15 protein-coding genes and 1 pseudogene are annotated in these 21,503 nt (G+C 36.9%); 1 reads left to right on the top strand and 15 read right to left on the bottom strand.

Annotated features, from left to right (window positions below):
* Positions 1-3: 3 nt before the first annotated feature.
* From DMC01_RS03205 to DMC01_RS03145, 15 genes and pseudogenes are all read right to left on the bottom strand, one after another.
* A complete protein-coding gene (locus DMC01_RS03205) occupies positions 4-1,359 on the bottom strand; it encodes a ComEC/Rec2 family competence protein (RefSeq protein ID WP_142692849.1) in 1,356 nt (451 codons plus the stop codon).
* Between the two features lie 13 nt (positions 1,360-1,372).
* Positions 1,373-5,356, bottom strand: coding sequence for an endonuclease domain-containing protein (locus DMC01_RS16405; protein WP_142692848.1), 3,984 nt, complete (start codon positions 5,354-5,356; stop codon positions 1,373-1,375).
* Positions 5,357-5,380: 24 nt separating this feature from the next.
* Positions 5,381-5,558, bottom strand: a pseudogene (locus DMC01_RS16150) (ATP-binding protein); the annotation flags it as partial.
* Positions 5,559-5,736: 178 nt separating this feature from the next.
* Complete coding sequence (locus DMC01_RS14760) at positions 5,737-6,012, bottom strand: HNH endonuclease (protein ID WP_246058975.1); 276 nt, start codon at positions 6,010-6,012, stop codon at positions 5,737-5,739.
* The gene (locus DMC01_RS14755) at positions 5,988-6,350 is read right to left on the bottom strand and encodes a hypothetical protein (RefSeq protein ID WP_246058973.1); all 363 of its coding nucleotides are present in this window, start codon (positions 6,348-6,350) and stop codon (positions 5,988-5,990) included. Before DMC01_RS14755 ends, DMC01_RS14760 begins: the two co-directional genes overlap by 25 nt.
* Positions 6,343-7,140 carry a DNA-methyltransferase gene (locus DMC01_RS03190; RefSeq protein ID WP_142692877.1) on the bottom strand — a complete coding sequence of 266 codons (798 nt, stop codon included), beginning with the start codon at positions 7,138-7,140 and terminating at the stop codon, positions 6,343-6,345. The genes DMC01_RS14755 and DMC01_RS03190 overlap by 8 nt, the downstream gene beginning before the upstream one ends.
* Positions 7,141-8,033: 893 nt before the next feature.
* On the bottom strand, positions 8,034-9,557 hold the full coding sequence (locus DMC01_RS03185; protein WP_142692847.1) for an FtsK/SpoIIIE domain-containing protein: 1,524 nt from the start codon (positions 9,555-9,557) through the stop codon (positions 8,034-8,036).
* Between the two features lie 10 nt (positions 9,558-9,567).
* The gene (locus DMC01_RS03180; protein ID WP_142692846.1) at positions 9,568-11,571 is read right to left on the bottom strand and encodes a hypothetical protein; all 2,004 of its coding nucleotides are present in this window, start codon (positions 11,569-11,571) and stop codon (positions 9,568-9,570) included.
* A complete protein-coding gene (gene dndC, locus DMC01_RS03175) occupies positions 11,572-13,047 on the bottom strand; it encodes a DNA phosphorothioation system sulfurtransferase DndC (protein WP_246058972.1) in 1,476 nt (491 codons plus the stop codon).
* A 95-nt stretch (positions 13,048-13,142) separates the two neighbouring features.
* Positions 13,143-13,697, bottom strand: coding sequence for a rhodanese-like domain-containing protein (locus DMC01_RS03170; protein ID WP_142692845.1), 555 nt, complete (start codon positions 13,695-13,697; stop codon positions 13,143-13,145).
* 810 nt (positions 13,698-14,507) lie between these two features.
* Positions 14,508-16,217 (bottom strand): ATP-binding protein, encoded by a 1,710-nt coding sequence (locus tag DMC01_RS03165; protein WP_142692844.1) that lies wholly within the window; start codon positions 16,215-16,217, stop codon positions 14,508-14,510.
* On the bottom strand, positions 16,214-16,690 hold the full coding sequence (locus DMC01_RS03160; RefSeq protein ID WP_142692843.1) for a hypothetical protein: 477 nt from the start codon (positions 16,688-16,690) through the stop codon (positions 16,214-16,216). The genes DMC01_RS03165 and DMC01_RS03160 overlap by 4 nt, the downstream gene beginning before the upstream one ends.
* A 921-nt stretch (positions 16,691-17,611) precedes the next feature.
* Positions 17,612-18,103: a YajQ family cyclic di-GMP-binding protein gene (locus tag DMC01_RS03155; protein ID WP_142692842.1), complete on the bottom strand. Its 492-nt coding sequence runs from the start codon at positions 18,101-18,103 to the stop codon at positions 17,612-17,614.
* The gene (locus DMC01_RS03150; protein WP_142692841.1) at positions 18,093-19,034 is read right to left on the bottom strand and encodes a D-2-hydroxyacid dehydrogenase; all 942 of its coding nucleotides are present in this window, start codon (positions 19,032-19,034) and stop codon (positions 18,093-18,095) included. Before DMC01_RS03150 ends, DMC01_RS03155 begins: the two co-directional genes overlap by 11 nt.
* Positions 19,035-19,207: 173 nt before the next feature.
* The gene (locus DMC01_RS03145) at positions 19,208-20,380 is read right to left on the bottom strand and encodes a glutathionylspermidine synthase family protein (protein WP_142692840.1); all 1,173 of its coding nucleotides are present in this window, start codon (positions 20,378-20,380) and stop codon (positions 19,208-19,210) included.
* A 285-nt stretch (positions 20,381-20,665) separates the two neighbouring features.
* Here DMC01_RS03145 and DMC01_RS15785 point away from each other — a divergent pair, with 285 nt between their 5' ends.
* A complete protein-coding gene (locus tag DMC01_RS15785; RefSeq protein ID WP_282432239.1) occupies positions 20,666-20,788 on the top strand; it encodes a hypothetical protein in 123 nt (40 codons plus the stop codon).
* Positions 20,789-21,503: the final 715 nt, after the last annotated feature.

The following is a 21,503-nucleotide window of genomic DNA, read 5'->3' as shown; positions in this document are numbered from 1 at the left end:
TTTTTACTGTGCTAAAAGCAAGGCAAAGGGGATTAAATTCACCACCACACAAAGCAGGGCAAGATGTTTGGAAAAAATACTTGCCAAAGCCACGCCTGTGTATGTTAGCAAGAGCCACAGGGGTATTTTCATATCCGTGCCGTAGAGTTTGAAATTAAAAAATTCAAGCAAGGGACTGTCTAAAAGAAAGCCAAAGCCCACAAGGTGCAGCAAAAGCACCAAAGGATAAAAAATCACAAAAACCGCGCTGAGGATGATGGCGAGGATTTGCTGCATTGAAACAAGGGGGAAAAAGTAAAGCACGGGCATAATCATAGCAAAAAAGGTCCAAATGTTAAGGCAGATGACATTGCCAAAATTGCCCCAAAAGCCCTTGCTGAAAGCCTTGCCAAAATGGTGCAAATACAAAAAAATAAAAAACACCCCCATCACAGAAAACAAAAATCCCACGCTAAAAAGCAGTTGCGTAAAGAGTGCGAGGCAAAAAAGGACGCTAAAAAAAAGGTTGATAAATGAGAGGATTTTGACATTTTTTATAAGCAAGTAAAAGCCCCAAAGTGCCATTACTAGCGAGCGAATATAACTTGGCACAAAGCCTAGCAAATAAGCATAGCAAAGCAAAAACACAAAGATAATTACGCTTAAATCAAAGCGAGCGTTGCGGTAGGGGAAGTAGCGGCGTTGAAAAAAGGTGTAAAGCGGCATTAGCACGAAAAAGGCTAGCGAAAAAATGAGAGCTATATGATAGCCGCTAATGGCGATGAGATGGGCTATGCCATAAAAATTCACATCGGTGCGAAGCTCTAAGCTAACAGGCAGGGCAAAAAATAAGGCTCCGTAAAACTCAACAATTTTTTCATCGCTGTGTTGGCTTAAAAAGTATGAAATGATAGCGTTTCGAGGCGTTGTTTCAGGGCTTGTAACATTAAAATCATAGCTTGGCATATAAAAACTTTTGCTCACATAGTCCTTAAAATTCACGCCTGTGTTGATGACACGCAAATTCAAGGCTTGATGACGGCGGATCTCGTTTTCTAGCTTTGTCGTGGTGTAAAAGCTAAAATCCTCGCTTTGTAGCTTTAAAACTCGGTATTTTCGCCCCTTTTTGCTGGTTTTTTCATAGCTTTGCAAGACGCGGACATTTTCTAAGCTTTGATGCTTTTGTTCTTTAAAATCCTTGAATTTAAGCCACTCCAAACTTAGATTAAAGGCAAAAATGCAAATACACAAAACAAAAAGCACAAAGAATTCTTTGTAGTTTCGCCAAATTCTGCTGATTGAAAGCCATCTAAAAAAATGCGTGATTAAGGCTAGAAAATCTTGCTTTGAGGGGGCTTTGTTTTGAAGGATTTTAAGCATAGCTTTTAAATTTTTACTCTCTTAAAAAGCCGTATTCATAAATCTTTGGGGTGATTTTTGTGGCTAGTTCTTTTAAGGCTAAATTCAAAGTGCCGATTAAATCCTTGTAGTGAGAGTCAGCTGCCTTTTGCGGAGCGTTCATCTTGCCCGCTTCACTGCGCCCTTGAAAATACTCTTTTATGTCATAAAGGCTAGCGTTTGCGTTGTAATTTTGATTTTGCCTTGCGTTGTTGTGATAATAAAGCCAAATTTCACGACCTGCATCAAAGACTTTTTTCGCCTCAATGCTAAATTCAAGCGGCTTTGTGGGGATAAAGTTTTTTTGAATGTGTAAGTTGATTTCTTTTTCGTCAAAAGGCAAAATGCCGTCATTGCGCCAACTCGGCACGACTTCGTGGCAATCCACTTTTAAATTTTTGTCCTTATGGATTGCCACGCTCGCTTTGCTCGCTCGCAATGACGAGACACCGCCACTTTTGCCTAATTTGCCACTCATAAATTTAACCATAAAATCACTTTTAAAGGCTTCTTTGGCATTCACTTCGCTTTCGTTAAAGGGTATGAAGTGGTTTATATTGTTTGACAAGCCGCTATTTAACGACCCACCCCCTAAATCCCCCTCCGCAAGGGAGGGGGACTTTTGGTTTGCTTTGTTTAAAGCTCCCATTCCTTGCGAAGTGGCATTATAAGCCCCCTGCTGTGCGGAGGATTTACCCTTTAAAGCCCCTCCCCTTGCAGAGAATCTTGCATTTTGTTCCACCTCCCTTGCGGAGTTTGCCCTTTGAAAAGCCCCCTCCCTTGCGGAGGGGGTTGGGGGTGGGTTATTCAAAGTAAAATTACTTGAATTTTGCATTTTGCTTGAAATGCGGTTTTGGCTGTGAAAAAGGGTAAAGGCAAGGCAGTCGTTTTGAAATTCAAGGTCGTTGCCCCACCACAAAGGCTCTTTGCCTACTTCGTCATTGCGAGAACTGTTAGGCTCGTGGCAATCCACTTGTGAATTCACGCCTTTTTTATGGATTGCCACGCTCGCTTTGCTCGCTCGCAATGACGGGGTGTTGCTCGGCTCATTTGGGTATAAAAACTGGTCTCTATCATTTAGCCAAGTAGCCTTTATAGCGTGGCGAACGGAGAAATAAACGCAAATAGGAATTAAATTTTGTGAATTTACCCACAAACCTCGAGGATTTACAACTTGCGATTTTTCATTGACAATATAAACGATATTATTGTGCTGAAAATCGTTGCTGTTTATGCCGTCAAACCACGCTAATTTGTCGCCTTTGTCGTTTCTATACAAATTTATCCATTTGTTTATAATTTGATTTTTTTCAAAATTATAAAAGCCTTTTTTACCGACAAATTCACCATTTCTTTCAAAAATATCAAGTTGAATTTGTTTGAATTCTTTTTTTGAATTTAAATTCCAAATGAGAAAGCCTATGGGAAATTGTCCCTTGACATTGTCGAAAGTATCAGCAGGACTTATAAAACCTTTTTTAAATTCAGCCTTGAATTCCTTTCTAAAATTCACAAAGGCATTGCCATTGATATATTTTAATTTTGAAAAACTAGCCAAAATACAATTTGGAATTTCTTTGTAAATTCGCATAAAAAATTGTGCGAAAAGCTCTCGCCCCGCAGTTTGCAAAATGTCTTTGTATTTTGCGTGAATTTTTGTGATATTTACGCCTTTTTTACCTTGAATGTCTTTACTTGAAACCTCCGCATACGGCGGATTGATGAAAATGATGAGTTTTGGGATAGATGAAGCCCCCTGCGAAGTGGCACTTTCAAAATACCCACCCCCTAAATCCCCCTCCGCAAGGGAGGGGGACTTGTCGTGTGAATTCTCACTTGCAAGGGAGGGGGACTTTTGGTTTGCCCCACTAGCAAAGGGGGACTTGCCTTTGGTTTTGGCTTTGCTAGTAATAAACTTTTGAAAATTTGTCCCCTTGCTTTGCAAAGTAGAGTTTGCCAAAGGTAAAGCCCCCTCCCTTGCGGAGGGGGTTTGGGGGTGGGTGAATTTTGCGTTAGCAAAATTATCATCTTGCAAAACTTCTTTAATTACATTTAAAACGCCTTCTAAATTCTCTAAAATTTCGTTATTCCAAAAGCGTAGAATTCTAAAATTTTGACTTTCTAAATAAAAGTCTCTTTGAATGTCGGGGTGATTTAGGGTGTCGGTTTTTTCACCCACCCCCCAAACCCCCCTCCGCAAGGGAGGGGGGCTTTTTATATCCACACTCCGCAAGGGAGGGGGGCTTAATGTGTCGCCATCCGCAAGGGAGGGGGACTTGTTGTGTTGTCCGCCATCGCATTCTATAATCAGCCTTTTTTCAAGGCAGACAAAGTCAGCGATATATTTTGAGTCGATTACAAATTGCCGTCTAAATGAAAAGCCTAGTTTTTTGTTTCTCAACTCTTGCCAAAGTTTGTTTTCGGCGTCTGTGGGATTTTTTCGCATTGCACGGCTAAATTCTTTCATATATGGGGCAAGTGGGCGGTGGGATTTTTCGGTGTTTTGGGTTTTTTCACCCACCCCCCAAACCCCCCTCCGCAAGGGAGGGGGGCTTTTTATATCCACACTCCGCAAGGGAGGGGGGCTTAAAGTGTCGCTCTCTCGCAAGGGGTTTAAAGTGTCGCCACTTTCGCTTTTTGTGTCGCCATTCGCAAGGGAGGGGGACTTTTGTAGTTTCCTTAAAATATCTTGCAATTTTTGTGGCAGGGGTGATTTTTTAAGTAAGGCTCCATTTTCATCATAAATATCAAAAAATTCATCGTTTAAAAAGTCAAATTCAAAGATATGATTTTCAAGTAAATTTAGCTTTTCTTTTGGCTTTTTGCTTGTGTCCTTTCTATCAAGCTCGCATAAATCTTTCATTATCAAAACATCGCTTAAATCAAGCGTAGAAGCATAAAGTTTATTTGAGTGTGTCAAGCCTTTGAGTAAATTACCTGTGCCAGCTGCACAGTCCCAAATATAATACTCATCTTGCCAATCCTTGCCAAGTGTGGCGGCAAGATACTCTTGAGCCTTTGTAACCCAAATGGGTGGGGTAAAAAAAGCCCCTTTTCTCTCCATAATGTCTTGGGGCGTGAGTTTGTCGCGCCTTTCAAGTATTTTATTCCAAAACTGCTTTTCAGGTGGTCGTTTATAGCGTTTCCAAAAATCATCGTGTGCTTTTTGGCTGATAAAGTAAAATTTTAGTTCATCAAATTGTTTAAATAAATGATTTACTTTTATTTTTGCTTCATAGTAAAGCTCATTATTGCCGTTTTGTTGTTGTTTTTTTTGCAATAAAACTCGTAGATTTTCTTTTAAGCTGACATTGTCTTCGCTGATTAAATCGGCTAAAAAGAAGTCTTGTTCTAGGGCTATGTTTGCCTTTCTGGCTTTTTCCCAATTTTCACCTAGCCTTATGGTCGGCAAAACCTCAACACTCCATTTTAAGTAACACACATCAAAATTATCTGCATCAATTTCTATGGGGTTATGCTCGCCTTTGGCGATTGAGTTTTTAATGAATTCTTTTAATTCGGCGTTATCTTTTTCATAGTCAAAGATGAAGCTTTTAGCCTTTAAAATGTCCTTGCTTTGAAAGAGCATTTTTTGAAATTCAGGGCTTTTGTAATCGCTTGGGGTGATTTTTTTCCAATTAAAATCCCCGCTGTATAAGAACTTTTTGATGAATTTATAAGGCAAAAAGGCGATTTTCTCGCAATCAAAAGCACCTAGAAATTCAGGAATGGCAAAATTTTTGTGAATTTTTTGCACGCCTATTGTGAGAATGAGCTGCACAAAGCTTTCATAAATGTCAGCTTCATTGCCAGCCTTTGCCTCAGCCCACAAAAGATAGACAGTATCTAGCGTATCGCCTTTGTTTTTTAGGGTAAAATCCACTCTTTCTAAGGGCTCATACACAAATTTAGCGAAAAAATCATTCGCTACTCTTTGTTTGAGCCTTTCTTCTTCTAAATCTTTTGGATAAAAACTCATCATTTTGCCTTTAAATTTGTAACATTATACCCCAAATTCATCTTTAAAGCTTAAATAAAACTGCTTTGCCGTTCGAGCTCAGGCTAGCACGAAACGTGGCAAATTCCTTTGCGTGTAACATTTCGCGTTTGCCGTGAAAATCTTTAAAATAAAAATCCAAGGTTTTAAGAAAATGTTTTAAATTTTGGCTGTAAAATGACATTTAAGTGTCCCTTGCTTTTTTGCATTATGCTAAACATTAAGCTAAATTTAAGTAAAGTTTGCTTGTTAAATTTAAATGCAAGTAAAATTGTGAATTTGTGAAGAAAAATTTACAAAAATTTCATATAAAAATGTGAAAAAAGTCAGTCATTTTAAAATTTACTAATTTTAAACAAAACTTATTTTTTCCACACTATGTGTCCGTTGATACCGTGCTTTTCATACACTTCAAGCACTTCGTTTAGAAAGGCGATGAGTTCTTTATCATCGGCGTTTTGAGCTATTTCAAGCATTCTTATAAACATTTTCTTGCTCGTTTGGGTTTGCTTTAAATTTTTCTTTAAAAAATTATGTCTCGCACACAGCGTTTGTCCGTTTTCTAAACTAGCCTTACCCCCCAAATCTTTGGGCTTTATATGCTCTATTGAAGTTATAGCCCTTTGCCAAGCCCACAAATGACACATTTATAATTATCTCGCTCTAAAATCTGCTTTTTAAGAGTGGGGCTAAAATCCTCTAAATCCTTTCTCAAAACTACTAATTCAGGCTCATATCGATAAACGCCTTTGGCGATTTTTTGCAAATATCTCATTTTTCGTTTCGCTACGCTCACATCACTGCAAAGCAGAAGGTGCAAAGATCTTATACCCCTATCAGGGTCTCTAAAAACCTTACCCGTGCGTTTTTGCCACTCATTACTTACCCAATCGACAAGCTTTTGATGCGAAATATCACGCCCCGGATTTGCCTTAAAAAATTCCATTATCAAATCAAGTTGCGAAAATTCAGCCATCAAACAATCCTTTTTCCTTTTGCACCACTTGCAAAAAGCGATTTTTCGCTAGTTCGCAGTAGCTCTCATCTAGCTCAATGCCTATAAATTCACGCTCATTTAAAAAGCTCTCAATCATAGTTGTGCCACTACCACAAAATGGGTCGCATACCACATCGCCCACGAAAGAAAATAGCTTTATGCAACGCTTTGGCAATTCACGCGGAAAGGGTGCGGGGTGTCCTACTCGCTTTTTGCTCTCGCCATTAAAGCTCCAAAGCCCATTCGTCCAAGCCATAAACTCGTCCTTGCGAATGTCGCTAATGCCTTTTTGTGCCTTTTTCCACTCGTTTTTATAAAGCACCAAAATTAGCTCCACAGGTGCGATGACATAGGGTGCAGAGGCACTCAGCCAGCTACCCCAAGCTGTGCGGCGTGAGATATTTCCCTCGTTCCAAACAATGCTGCTGTGGTATTTAAAGCCCACTTTTTTAGCGAGTGTCGTTATATCCGCTCCCACGCTTTGCTGTCCGCCCTTGTTTTTATCAAGCGGGATATTCAGGCAAAATCTAGCCCCATCCTTGCTCCACAAAAAGCAGTTTTCAAGCCATTTTTCGCAAAAGTTAAGATAGCTTTCATACTCGCTACTATCATCATTTGAGCCGTATTCAATGCCGACATTATAGGGCGGGGAAGTGATGATTAAATCCACACTTTGTGGCTTTAATGTGGCTGAATTTAATGCCGAGCCTTGATAAAGCGTGGTGCTTTTGTGTGTGAAAAATGGGGTTGAATTTGAATTTAGTGTGATTTTGCTTTGTGAATTCAGATTTTTTTCGCTTTGAATGAAATGCCTTGAATTTGGCACTAAAACGGCATTTGTATCTTGTTTTTTCAAGGCTTGTGTCACCCTTTTTCCTTATGATTTGTAATTATAATTTGTTTTGTTTAATGCTATAAAAATAGCTTAAATGTGAGATCTTTGTGAATTTTTTGCATGTCTATACTTAAGATGAGCTGCACAAAACTTTAGTGTATGCTTTCTTTGTTATCTGCCTTTGCCAACAAAAGATAGACAAGATCTAATGCGTCGCCTTAAGCTAAAATCTATCCAGCACTTAGTAGCAAAAGCTGTCAAAAGTCCCTTTCTACTTGCTTTTTTAATAACTTGTAGGGTGGTGAGGCAAAAGGGTAAAGTTGGCATTTTAGCATCCCTTGCTTTCTATTTTAAATATACTCAAATTTTAGCCAAATTTAAGTTTTGTGAAATTGACAAGCTTGTTTTTCACTCTATTGTAGCTTTAAGTCTTTTTAGGAAAAAGAAATTTTTTAAGATTTAAAAATTCAAACAAGCCAAGCAAAATTTTAAATTCTGCACTCTTTTGAATTTTAAACTTTGTTGTAAAAAGCCTTGCAAAGTTTATAAAGCTTAAAAAAGATTTTCAAAGGGTATTTAAAATAAGTTTTTGCTTGAGGGGTGAATTTTTTAAAAAACTAAATTACAAGCCTAAGTGATAAGATCTAAATTTTTTAACAAAACACTTTTAAATATAAATTTGCTAAAATTCAACTTAAATCGCAGATCTTTAAAATTCACAACTAGTACTTAAATACACTCAAAGCTAAGATCTCTTGCAGCAAGATGCTTGTCCCCACTGCATTTGCCCCTCGTTAAAATCAAGCCTACAATGCGAACATTTCATCTTATATAAGGCTTTTTATCTCATCATCGCTTAAATACGCCCCAAAAAGCCTTTTAGGACTAGTCATTGCACCAACCCTTAAAAGCATATCACCTTTGCCAAGTAGCTTTTGTGCTCCACTTTCATCTAAAATGATTTTAGAATCCGTGAGTTTTGGCACTTTAAAAGCAATGCGTCCGTGGATATTACTTCTTATCGCACCTTTAAAGCTATGTCCGTCAGGACTTTGCGTGGCTAAAATCAAATGAATGCCAGCTGCCCTTCCTTTTTGGGCTAAGCGTCCTATGGGTGTGCTGATTTCTTGATTTTTTTTGTTTTCTTGTGTAATTAAATCTTTCAACTCATCTATAATAACGATTTTATATTTAAAACCAAGTGCGATAAAATCATCACTTCTAGCCTCATTCATAACACTATATCTTGCTTCCATCTCAGCCACAAGGCTTTCTAACTCATTTTTCACGCCCTCAAAATCATATATAAGCCTTATTTTCTCGCCAAAAACCATAAAATCCGTCCCCTTTTGTGCAACCAAAACGCAAATTTCAACATTTTTATTTTGCAACAAACATAAGATAGCCCCTTTTACAAAGACGGATTTGCCTCCACCTGAACCACCAGATACAAAGCAGTGTGGAACTTCTTGTAAATCAAAGCAAAAGGGCTTTTTATCCACATCCTGTCCTGCGTAAATGCCAAGCTTAAGATTCTCGCTTTTTAATTTCGCTAAACCAGCCTTAAATTCATTTACAAGGACGAATTTCCAGTCCTTTTCATCCTTTGCAATTTGAATATCAAAGGCACGAGGTATTCCATCGCAAGGCGAAACAAGCACGCTTTTGCCAAATTCATTATCCAAAAATCTCGCCCTTGCCTCAAAACTTGGCAAAGAATTTGCATCGCTGACTTCGATTTTACAAATATGATGGCGATATGAGTCATATTCTCTAATTAAATTTATATTTACACCAAAATCCTTATAATAGTGTTTTAGCTTGTTAAAATACCAACTCTCGTTTGAATTTTCAGAGCTTTTTGGCATTGACTGCAAGGCAAGGTTTTCAAAGCCTAAATTATCAATCCCCCATTGATAAATGCTGTCATCATTTTTCCACGAGTTATAAAGCTCGTAAAGCCCACGTCTTATATATTTTTCTAAAATTTCTAGGTAAAGTTCATCGCTAGCAAATACATCACCTTGCAATTCGTCCTTATGCCTAATATAAAATAAAGCACGAAAGGTGATATCAAAGTTCTCACGGCGCTCTTTACCCTTGCCTGTTAGCTGTGCTAGGTGATATTCACTGCGTTTGGAGTTTTTTTCGCCCACGATTTGTCGCTGTTGCCACAAAGGTGAATCAAGTGGAATTTTTTCCATTCTTAAAGCCCTAGCCAAAGCCACCCTTAAAACAAGATATTTTGGAAAATCATTCTCGCCAAATTCAGGTTGTTTGTAGCCAAAGCCCTCTTTACGCACTCTGTCAATAAGATTTTCTTCTAGTTGATTTGTGTAAAAATCTGCCATAATTTTGTCCTTATAAGATTTCGCTAATATCGCTTACTCGTTTAATGTGAGCGTGTCTTCTATTTTCATCGTTAAAAATTTTATAAAGTCCTGCTAAATATGGTTGTGCGTATTCAAATTCTCTTTTTCCTATCTCGCTATCAAGTGGTAAGACTATAATTTGCGAGCCTTTTGCATAGTAGTGTTTGATAATGTTTGCCCTATTTCCAGTGTCTATGCGACTTAAAGATGTATCGGTGATTATAGGAATTTGTGAATTTGAAAGCTCACTTAAAGCCCAAAAAATCGAAATAGCTAAAATCTGCTTTTGTCCGCTACTTTGACTCTCAACAATGACCGCCTCGCCATCTTTGTTTTTAAGATGAATTTCAAAGTCTTCGCCTATTTCAAGTTCGGCTATATTATCATTAGTAAAAAGCATTTTATATTTTGACAAAATTTTATCGTGCAGTTCCTCACGCAACCGTCTTACGAGTCGTTCCTTATATGCACCAACACACTCTTTTAGGCTTTCAAGCATATCTAGTTTGTTTTTAATGCGTTCAGTATTTATGCTAATTTCAGCATTATCAATATCTCGCTCGATGATTATCTTATCATTTTCTTGTTTTAATAAATCCTGTTCTAATTTATTTATTTCTATCTCTAACTCGCTTTTTCTTTTCTCATACTCTTTTTTTGAGGCGTTTAATTTATCTTGCTTTTCCTTGGTGCTTTCATCAGTATTTAAAGAGTCTATTTCATCGGCAAGTATTTTTAATTCTGTATTTAGCTTTTTTATCTCAGTAAAATCCTTGACTAAGATACAAGACTGTGTCCTTATGAGAGTGTCTTCAATCTCTTTCACACAAGATAATGGAATTTTGCTACATTCTTTTGTGATTTTGTTTTCTAGCATTTTAGGCATAGATTCTAAAAGCTCATTTAAAATCTCATTTAGGCTTTGTTTAAGGGCTTGGGCGTAGGATTTTGCGTGAATTTGTTTATTTGCGATTTCTTGTATGTCTGGCGTTAGTCTTTTTAGTGCCTCTATATCGCCCTTTTGTGCGGCATTTTGTAGATTTTCAAGCTCATTTTTTAGCTCATTAAGCAAACTTTCATTACTTATAAAAACGACATATTTTAAACTCTCGCTTAAATCTTTTTTAGTGGCTATTAGTTTTTCTTGAATGCTTATTTTTTGAGATATTAGCCTTTCTTGTTCTACACTAAAATCCGATATTAGTTTATTTAACTTATTTTCTATTTCTTTTAACTCAGCCCTACAGTCATCTTTATCTTGCTTAAACTTAGTTAGCAAGTCTTTTGTGCCTTGAATTTGAGTTTCTATTTTTTCCAAATCACTTCGCCTCGCTTTAATATAAGTGGCTTTTTGTGTGTTTTTTATTTCATTTTCTTTTAGCTCACTTTGATAAGTCTTTGCTTGCTTAATAATGCTATCAAGTGGGCTTATTTGCAAGATTTCTTCTATTTTAGCCCTAAGCTGGGTGCGGAGATTGTCGCTGATTTTTTCTATTTCCTCGCCGTCAAAAAAGAAAAATTCAACAAAATTTGGAGGGAGCATAGTTGTGATTTTTTCTTGTGCCTCATCGTCAAAAAATTCTTCATTGTCAAGCCTTAAATAAAGCCTTTCTTTTACGCTATCATAGACATTTTCCCAAGACCGTTTAAGCACAAAATCCTTTTCATTAAACTCGCCCTCAAAACAAACAAAAAAATTATCTTGCCTTTCATTTAATGCGGCTTTGTTTAAGATACCCTCCCATTCGCTATTGCCTAATATAAAAGCCTTTTGAGTTCTGATTTTAGGTGCAAATCTTCTAATCGTTTCAGGTATTTCTATGCCATTTGTGCCAAGAAAAAGCAGCTTTGCCGAGCGGATAAAGCTTGTTTTACCAAAGCTATTATTCCCATAGATAAAAAACAGCTTTTTATCATCTTTTGGTCTAAATTCCACGCTTACTTCACCGTAGTAAGCAAACATATTGCACAGCCTTATCCTTGAAATAAACATCTACGCATCCTCGTTTTTTGCACTTTTATCGTCCAAAATCTTGGCTATTTCCGCCTTGATAAGTGTATTTGCTTGAGAGTTACGAACGCTTGCACAAATTTCCACACTTTTTATGATGAGATTTTCTAGATCTTGCACACTAAATGCTTGATTTGTAGGCATTTGCCCCACCACTTCCTCCAAAATTTCTTTATGTAAAATCTTGCTTTTTTCCATTTTATACTCCTTTAAGCGTCCAAATTTTTGAGCTATTTTAATGGCTGTTTTATCTAAGTCAAAGTCCTTGTCCCACTCAGCTTGTATGCCTAAAATTTGAGCATCTGTGATTAAATTCACACCGCCATTTTTTTTAAATGCTAATTCTGCTTCTAAAAGCCTTGTAAAAATTTCTATCCTTTTATGACTTAAAAAGGGTCCCAAGCCTCCTATTTTATACACAGCACGCCCATCTCGCTTGTAATCACTTCTTGCCTCTTTATCCTCACGCAGGGCTTTTATATAATTGCGAAACTCATTTAGCGGCTTTAACTGTGTTTCGCCTGTGCTGATGAAGCCTTGCATTGATTTGTCCTCATTTACCACAGTGCAAACCCAACACCCAAAGCGAGAACCCCCACAGCTGCTTTGCCTTAAATCCGTGATAAACTGACACTCATCCCCACTTGCCTTGCTATAAAGGGCGAAAAGCTCGCTGTGGTCTTTGTCCCACAAGGGTTTGTGTGAGAGCAAATAGCCCCAAACAGCGTCAGTGTCCCACTCAGCAAGGGGCGAGTATGTTAATGTGTCTGGGAAATCGTGATGCTTTGAGTAGCCATCCTCATTTAAAACGCGTTTTTCTATGGAGTGTTTGCGGTTACTTGATTCGGCCTTGCGTGAGCCTAATAAAAGTATGCAAGAGCCGTGCTTTGCGGTGATTTTGGCTACTTGTGCCTTGGCTGGGTTGATTTTTAGCCTTTCTGTGCACCAGCGAAAGGTGCGAGTGGGGCTTGGATAGCCCTTTCCTATGAGATTTACCCAAAAATCATCCTTTAAGCTAGGTGCAACCATAATAACTTCAAAGGGAATGTTATGAGCTTTTGCGTGAGCGTTTATGGAAGCTACGACCTCGCATAAAAATCTATCAATGTGTGGTGCTTCCACAAGGGTATTTGAAGCGATGGCGTAGGTTTGGCGGCGAAGGTAAGGTGGCAAAGAAACAAGCATTTCATAGACGAGCTGTAAAACACAGGTTGAGTCCTTGCCCCCACTAAAAGTAACCACCCAAGCCTTTTTGTGTGAGAGATATTTTTCTCTTAAAGTGGCTATGGTTTTAGCGACTAGGGGGTTTTCGTAGCTTGTTTGAATTTGTAGCCTGTGTGATGCTTTGTTTAAATTTGGCTGTGGGCTTTGATAATTTTGTGAATTTTTTGGCAAATGTTTTGAATTTTTATAGTCGCTTTGAATTTGCCCAGCAGTCAAGGGGCTTAAAAAATTCACATGTGGGTGTGAATTTTTATTTGAATTTAATAAATCTGCGTTTTTAAGTAACTTTGCCTTTAAATTTATGCCCTCATTTTGAGGCTGAATGTTTTTTAAGTGGCTAACAAGGTGGGGGGGGGGGGGGTAAAAGCTGTCAAGTGTGCCTTAGCTCTTAAATTCACAGCATCGCTATAATTGCACGCTAAGTTGGTAGCTTCATTTGCACCGCTTACACCTTGCAAAAACTTTGCCTCTTTGCCAAAAGCCTCATCCTCAAAGTCCTCCTCCCCAGCACACACTTCAAAGCTACTATCAAAGGCTTCCATTATCCCGCAGTTTAGATAAAAAAGTTCTTTGTGCGGATAAAGTGTTAGAAATTTAGCATTTTGTGCTAAATTCTCGCTCATTTTTCTCGCCCTAACAGCACTAAAACAAAGGATTAAAAATGGTTTGGGTAATTCTATTTTAAATAGATCTTTTTTGCTGTAATGTTTAAGAAAGCTAAGGACCTTGTCCTCGCTTGGCAAATGGTGCGAGTTTTTTAAGTGTGCCGCTAAGAATGCTTGTTTACCACGAAGATCTATTACGCAAAAATCTTGCAGAGTATTATTTGCACATTTTTCACATTCTACAAGATCAAAAACATTTAATTTACTAATTAAAAGCATCAGCACACCTTCTTTGATAAGAAACAAAAATAAGATTTAAAAGAAAATTATAACAAAAAATCCAAATCTTTATATGAATAATTTTAGTCCATTGATATGTTTAATTAAAATGACCTAGTATTTTTCCTAAGCCATTTTAAGAAAATTTTATACAAATTTTCATTCTTAAACTTGATCTTAGATCCAAAATTCAGTTTCCTTTAAGTGCATGAAAAATTTCCTTGCCATGAAACTGACCTAAGCTAGCCTTTGCAAGTCCCCTTTTGCTTACAGTTGCAAGAGTACGAAGCAAAAACATTCTCTATGCCGTTTATCTAGCTTCGTCCGTTTGCAAATTCGTTTTTAGAGTGTTTTACAAAATCTTGTGCCATTGTTCCTTCTTGCAAACTTGCAAGATGCGTAGCACGAAGTAAAAACTTTTGCAACAAGCCCCACGACCACGCTTCCCTTACTCTTTTTGCTTACTACGCAGTTACGAGCCTAGCGTTGTAAAAATAACTTTCACCCTCTGCAATATCACCACCCATTTTCTAAAAAAATTTCGATTTGCTGTTTTTTCACACTCTTTGATTATTAAAACTTTGTTGCATTATCTACACAAGGGCTAGAAGACTTACAAAGAAAGCGATTTGACTTAAGCAAAGCTCAGCACAAAAGCAATCCAAGAATTGCTAAAATTTTCGCTCAAAAATGTGGGGCAAAATATATATTAAGTTCTACCAAGCTTTTAGATCTAAGTATATTAGCTAAAAATATCAAGTGTCTAATGTTAGTGAATTTTTTACGGTTTTCAAACAAAATTCACTTAAATTACGCTCCAAAGCCTACGATTTTAGCATTATCAAAGCTTGAATTTAACTCCTTTTGTATGCTTTCTAAAAAATCTTTCATTTTAAAAACCCCATCCTTTGAAATGGCAGCCTTTAAGGCTGTATTTTTAACCACCATCATAATCTGAGCCCCACTTAGCTCGTAATTTGCCACATTTTCAACACTAAACTCATCATCAAAGCTAGCATTTTTAGGCAATGCCTTTTGCCAAATCAAAAGCCTATCCTTGTAATCAGGCTTTTTAAACTCTATCTTATACTCAAACCTTCTTGAAAAGGCTGTATCAAGGCTTTCTAAAAAATTCGTTGTAGCGATTATTACACCGCTAAATTTTTCTATTTGTTCTAAAAAGATATTTTGCATTTGATTGTGCATTTTATCAGCCCCTGCCGAGTTTTCCGTGCGTGTGCTTAAAAACTGATCGGCTTCATTTAGCAGTAAAATGGGACTTTGCTTACAGTTTGTGGCTATATTTTTGTAGGTATCAAAGATCTTGCGGACATTTTGCTCGCTTTCGCCCACATATTTACTAAGAATTTTCGAGCAATCAAAGCTTAAAACCGCCTTTTTCATCGATTTTGCTAAGGACAGCGCACTCATAGTCTTGCCCGTTCCAGCAGGTCCATAAAAGATGATCTTAGCTTCAATGTTCTTATTAGCCTTAATGCCCCAAAGATGCAATCTTTCTAAAACAGTTTTATCCTGCTGTTTGAGTATGTTTTGCAAAAGCTCCTTTGTTTTTGTAGGCATTATGACATCGTTTATGTCTGTGCTTGGCTCGATTAGCTCGAAGATATCTTGTTCCTTTAAAGCCGTTTCAAGCTTGATCTTTTTACTCTTTTGCGGTTCTTTAAAATTCACAATTCTTTCTAAGATCTCATCTGTTATGAAAAAGCTCTTAGTAAGATCCCCATAAGCATTCAAATACTCATCATAATCAACAAGCCCCCTCTCATAAAGCCTAGCTCCCTCATCAAGCAAGTATTTATTTTCCAGCCTTTCAAGCTCGTTTGTGCTGATTAGATTTAAAAGCGAATTTAGCTCGCTCGTAGCTGAATTTTCACCCTCCATCGCATATTCTTGCCTTAAAAGTGCTAGGAAGATAAGCTCTTCTTTTTCATTTAGGGCATTTTCTTTGAAAATTTCAGCGATTATATTATAAAACTTGCTCTTTTTTAATCTAGCCTTAATATGCACCTCAAAGGCTTTAAGCTCATCTTTTAGCTCCTTATTTGCAAGTAAAGACAGCCTCTCATAGCCTCTTATCCTCTCAAACTCATCCTTTAAATACTCCAAAAAGTCCGCATAAGCACCCTTTTGTGAGAGATCAAAATTAGCCCCCCCCTCCAAAAGCTGTAAAAACTGCTCGCTCAAAGCAACATCTGTTTGCAAAAGCCCTAAAAGTGAGCCCTTTTCTTTGCTATTAGTTTTAAAAACATTATAGGTTTGCACCACAAAGCCAAGTTCTATTAGGTGTTTAAGCTCGCTTAAATGATCCAAATATGCGTATTTTTCAGCCTTAAAAAGACTGACAAGCAAGGTATAAACAGCAGTGCTTGAATTTGCCCTTATGTGATTTTCACAAAGTTCTCTAAGTATTAAAGCCTCGTTGTAAGAACAATGCAATCTTTTAAAAATAGCACTATCTTTTAGCCTTTCAAGGCTTAAAAAGTCCTTTATGTCTTTCATTTTATCTCCCTTAATGAGAATTTCATCCTTGCTTTTTTGTCTTCAAAAAAAATTTTATCCTCGCAAATCTCATAGCTTAACTCATAAGCCTTAGTAATTATATTTTGCTCAAAACCGCAGTTAGTTTGAATTAAATTTAGCCCATCATAAAGAGCCTTTTTTGTTAAAATTTGCCTTAAAAAGCCCTTGTAATGAGAATTTTTGAAAAATTTTTTGTTAAATTCTTCTTCTTTTAAACAGCCCTTGTTTAAACAAAACCTTGTGCCTTTTAATTCTAAAACAAATAAAGGCTGTGCTAGCTTATAAACTTCAAGCCTTAAATTGTCATTATCTTGATACAAAAAACCAGCCTCGCTAAGTTTGATTTGATCAGATACTAAGCTTACAAAAATAGATTTTGAATGCGAAAATGAGGGCTTTGTAGCACAAGCACAAAGCATAAAAACAAGGATAAAGGATAAAAAATATTTCAAAACAAGGCCTCTTTAAATAAATCTAACTCTTATTTAGAGTTGAAACTCTTGCAAACTTGTTAACCCTTTTAACAAGAGATTAAAAGACAAAAAGATTAATAAAGATCTCTATAAAAATACTTAACACAAGCAAACTAGAAAGAAAATTTAAATCGAACTAAATTCACAAAATTTACTAAACATTAAAATTTAAACAAGACCGTGAAATTATTGCAAAAATTTGCCAAATTCTATCTTAAAAATCTCAAAGCTAAAAATTTAATTTTATGTGAATTTAGCCTACTAAAAAGCTCCGTATTTTGCACTTTGCATACAAATTACGGAACACAAAACACAAAAAACAGAAAATATTTTTGCTAAAACAAAGCCACTTAAAATGAAAATCTGTCCTTTCAGTAGTCTGTAATCTAAATAAATCAAACCAAATTAAAAAGCCTTGCAAAAAGGCTAGAATTCACAAAATGAACTTAAAATCAAAGTGAAAATTCAAGCTTTTTTTACTGTCTAACTTCACGCAATGTGCTTAAAAGCGAAAATTCAAGATTTGCGTGAATTTTTGGCGAATTTAAAGGTGAGATAAGGCTAAAATTCACAAAAATACTTAAAGCACAGCGAAAATTCAGGCAAAAGCTTGAATTTTCAGTTAAATCAAGTTAAGGTGCAGTATTTCGAGGCAGAAATCGATTTTGTGGGCGTGGGCTAGACTGAAAGCGAAGCGGTCTGCCGAAATTTGTTAAAAGCGATTTATAACCGAAAGACGAACCAGCCTTGTGAATTTAGCCCAAAAACTGAGCTAAAATTCACAAGAAGCACTTAAATTTTACACCAAATTCAAAAAAGCCCACAAAAAACTCTCAAAAATTCACAGCAAAAACTCAAAATTTGCACACAAAATTCACCAAATTCAAAGTAAAATTCAAGCTATTTCAAATTCTTAAAGCTTAGATTCAACTCCAAATTCATCTCCTTCACCAGCTTCATCACCGCTTGTAAATCATCTATTTGCTTTCCTGTTACGCGGATTTCATCCCCACGAATTTGCGAGCTTACTTTGAGCTTGCTGTCCTTTATAGCCTTGTTGATTTTTTTGGCATTTTCGCTGTCTATGCTGTCATTTACCTTTAAGCCTAGACGCGTCATAGCCCCGCCACTGCGACTTTGTTCTTTGATAGCTGCTGCGTTAATACCCCTTTTTATGAGCTTTGAGATGAGTATGTCCTTTAAAGGCTCGATTTTACCATCGCTTGAGCTTGATAGCGTAAAAACGCTTTCCTTTTCATTTAGCTCAAAACCAGCCTGAACGCCCTTGAAATCATACCTGCTTTCAAGCTCCTTTTTTGCTTGCTCTAAGGCATTTTTAAGCTCTTGTAAATCAAGCGCTCCGCTTATGTCAAAGCTGTGCTCACTTGCCATTTTTGCTCCATTCTACTAGATTTTCAAAGACCATTTTAATGAGCCTTGCCATTGATTCCTCGCTTGCAAAGGCTATGTGTGGGGTGATGATGAGATTTTGCTTGTTTTTCACGCTTAAAAGCGGATGATTTTTTCTCATAGGCTCGCTTTCAAGCACATCAAGGGCTGCTCGAAAATCCTTTTTATCAAGCATTAAGGCTAAATCATCCTCATTTACAATGCCCCCACGCCCTACATTGATTAAAATCGCCTTGTTTTTAAGCAAATTTAGCTCTTTTTGGGTGATGAGATTTTTTGTCTTTTCATTTAAGGGTGCGTGAATGCTGATAAAATCGCACTCGCTTAAAAGCTCATCTAGCTCAAGCCTTGTAAATTCAGCATTTGAATTCACACCAGAGGTAGAGTAGTAAAAAACAGTTGCTCCAAAGGCACTTGCTATCTTTGCTACCTCCCTACCTATCGCCCCAAGCCCTATAATGCCATAATTCTTGCCAGCAAGGGTAGTAGTAAGACGTGAAAAATCCGTGAAAATATCGCTCTTGCACCACTTGCCACTTTTTGTAAATTCATCATAATAAATCACCTGATTTAAAAAGGCAAAAAGCAGGGCAAAGGTATGCTGGGTAACGCTTTGCGTAGAGTAGCCTGCGACATTTTTCACCGCTATGCCCTTGCTTTTGGCATACTCAACGGCTATGTTGTTCGTGCCTGTGGCGGTTTCTAAAATGAGCTTTAAGTTCGTGTTATCAAGCACATTTTCATCAAGCACGACCTTATTTACCATAGCCACATCCGCACCTTGAAGCCTATCAATCACCTTTTCTTTGGGCGTTAGCTCAAATTTCTCAAAGTCGCCAAAGTCCTCAAAGGCACTTAAATCCGCACTGCCAAGCGTGGCACCGTCCAAACAAACGATTTTTAGCTTTTTCATTTTTGCTCCTTTTGCTTGTAAAACATCTTGTGAATTTTTGCTTAAAAATTCAAATACCTTGTCAAAGCTACTTAAATTTTCACGCTTTTTGTGAATTTTTTTCTTAAATTTTTAAACATTTTAACACGGTTTAAACTCAAAACCCCTTTTTGTGCAAATTTATCTAGCCAAATTCAATAGTTTTTTATGATATGCCCCACGAATTTAGCGTAATTATCAAGCACCAAGCCACCTTTACGAAAGCCAAGCCCACAGCCCTCATAGGCAAAAAATACCCCAGCTTGATAAAGCTCATTTTGATGAGAGTTAAACTCGCTAAATTCTTGATATATAAATTTCTCACTGCCATAATCCCCAGCCGTTTCAAAGCTAACTTGTCCGTTAGGCTCGATAATGCTTATGTTTGCACCTTCTCTGCCAAAAAGTGGCTTTTTGACACATTTTTTGTTTGGCAAGGGTGCTTCGCTTGTTTCTAAGAGCAAGGGGTGATTTGGATAAAGCTCCCACAGCACCTTGAGTATGCCCTTGCTTTGAAAAAGCAAGGTGTAGGCGGGATTTAAGATGATAGCCTTTTGATTTTTCATTATTTGAGTAAGAAGCATTGCTAGCTCGCCCTCCTCAATGGCTATGTTTTCCCAAGGAAGGAGCTTGAAAAGATACTCATAATTCACCCCGTCCTTAAAGACGCCATCTGGGGAAAATTCAACCTCATCTATGTAAGAAAAGCCTGTCTCAAAGCCAGCCTCTCTTGCTATATGCTCTAAAAGCCTTGTAGTAAGGGCATCCTCATCGTTTGCAAGGCTTGAAAATAAGATTTTCCAGCCCTTGTAATACTCCTCAAAGCCCTCAACGCTTTCCTCAAGGGTAATGAGACGCTTGAAATTATCCCTCAAACTCTCATAAATGCTGTTAAACTGCTCTTGTTCGTTCATATCATTTTGTTTTAGCACAGCCCACTGCAATATGGCTGCTTCAAAGAGCGAGGTGGGCGTATCTGCGTTAAACTCAATTAGCTTTATGGGCTTACCATCAAGCCCTCCGGCTAAGTCAAAGCGACCGTATAAATGCCAATGCACCTCATTTTCCCAGCTCATCTTAATGGCATCAATTAAGCTAAAAGGAATGCCAAGCTCAGAAAAGCGGTTCTTGTCGATGACATTTTGCACAGCTGCAACAAACATATCATAAAGCTCGTTAGCTGCCTTGTAGTAGGCATTTGCCTCATTTGCACTCACGCACACTAGCTCGTCTGCTATGTAAGCACTGCCATCCTTGTCCGTGTGCCAAGAAAAGCCCATTTGCTCTAAATAGTCCTGTCTTAAAGGGGATATTTTTAGTAATTTCATTGTCTTCCTTTTATCTTGTGTGTTGTGAATTTTAGCGTATTTTTAGTTAAAATCACACAAGCATAAAAGACAAAATCATCAAGGTTAAAAAATTCACGAATTAAGTTTAAAAATTCACAGCTTCACTAAAAATTCAACAATTTGGACAAATTAAATTTAAAAGTTTTTAAGTTAAAGCCTATAAAAAACAAGCTTTATTTGCAAATTTTGCAGATTTGGTAAATTTTGAACTGTTGTTTTGCCTTTCAGCTCACAACTTTTCAAGAAGAAACAAAAACACATTATATGGTAAAGCACGCCAAATTCGAGTTTGCAAAGGGACGAAATCATATCAATGGAAATTGTGAATGTTTTTACTTCGTTAAGCATCTTGTAACTGCAAATAGAAGTTTGCGAAATTTAGCTTAGCCAAATTTGGTGGTGTTAAGAAAAAATATCCTTCACTGAAAAGAAACAGAATTTTAGATCTAAGACGAACAATTTAAAACAAAATTCTCATCAAAATTTGCTGAAATTGATAAAAGAAAATCTTGTTAAGTTTAATTGAGCCTTTGCATTATATATAAATTCTATTTTTTAAACGAAAAATAAATTTGCTATGAAATTTGGCAAGTTGAAATTTTGCAAAGCTGCTTTTGCTTATATTCGAGAGTGCAAGGAAGCAAAAAAACACTTTATCAAAAAACTCGCCAATTAAAGCTACTTAAAATTCGTTTGTTTTTTAAAAAAACTAGCTACTTAAAACTACTTAAACCCACTTAAACTTCACCCTCCTTTAAAAAATTCATTGATTAAGCTTGTTTAAAAATTATTTGTTTTTTTAAAGCTTATCAAAAAATTCGACAATTAAAGCTACTTAAAATTCACTGCTCTTTAAAGCTTGAATTCAAACTTAAATTCAAGCAAAATTTTTTAAAAGCTCGCAGTTTTTAGCACATAAAAGCCAAAGTTAAGATAAAGAAGAGTAAATAAATCTATTGAGGTTGGGCTAAATTTATTTTAAGTTCTTTTAAACTCTTAAACGAAATTATAAATAAAAATGATATAATCAAAGCCATATTTACTCAAAGAAAGGAAGACTATGGCACAACCAGCATATATTAGGATAGAAGGAGCCTCTCAA

Origin of the sequence: Campylobacter troglodytis (assembly GCF_006864425.1) — a bacterium.
Lineage (GTDB): Bacteria > Campylobacterota > Campylobacteria > Campylobacterales > Campylobacteraceae > Campylobacter_D > Campylobacter_D troglodytis.
This window is presented reverse-complemented; position numbering and strand designations above follow the sequence as displayed.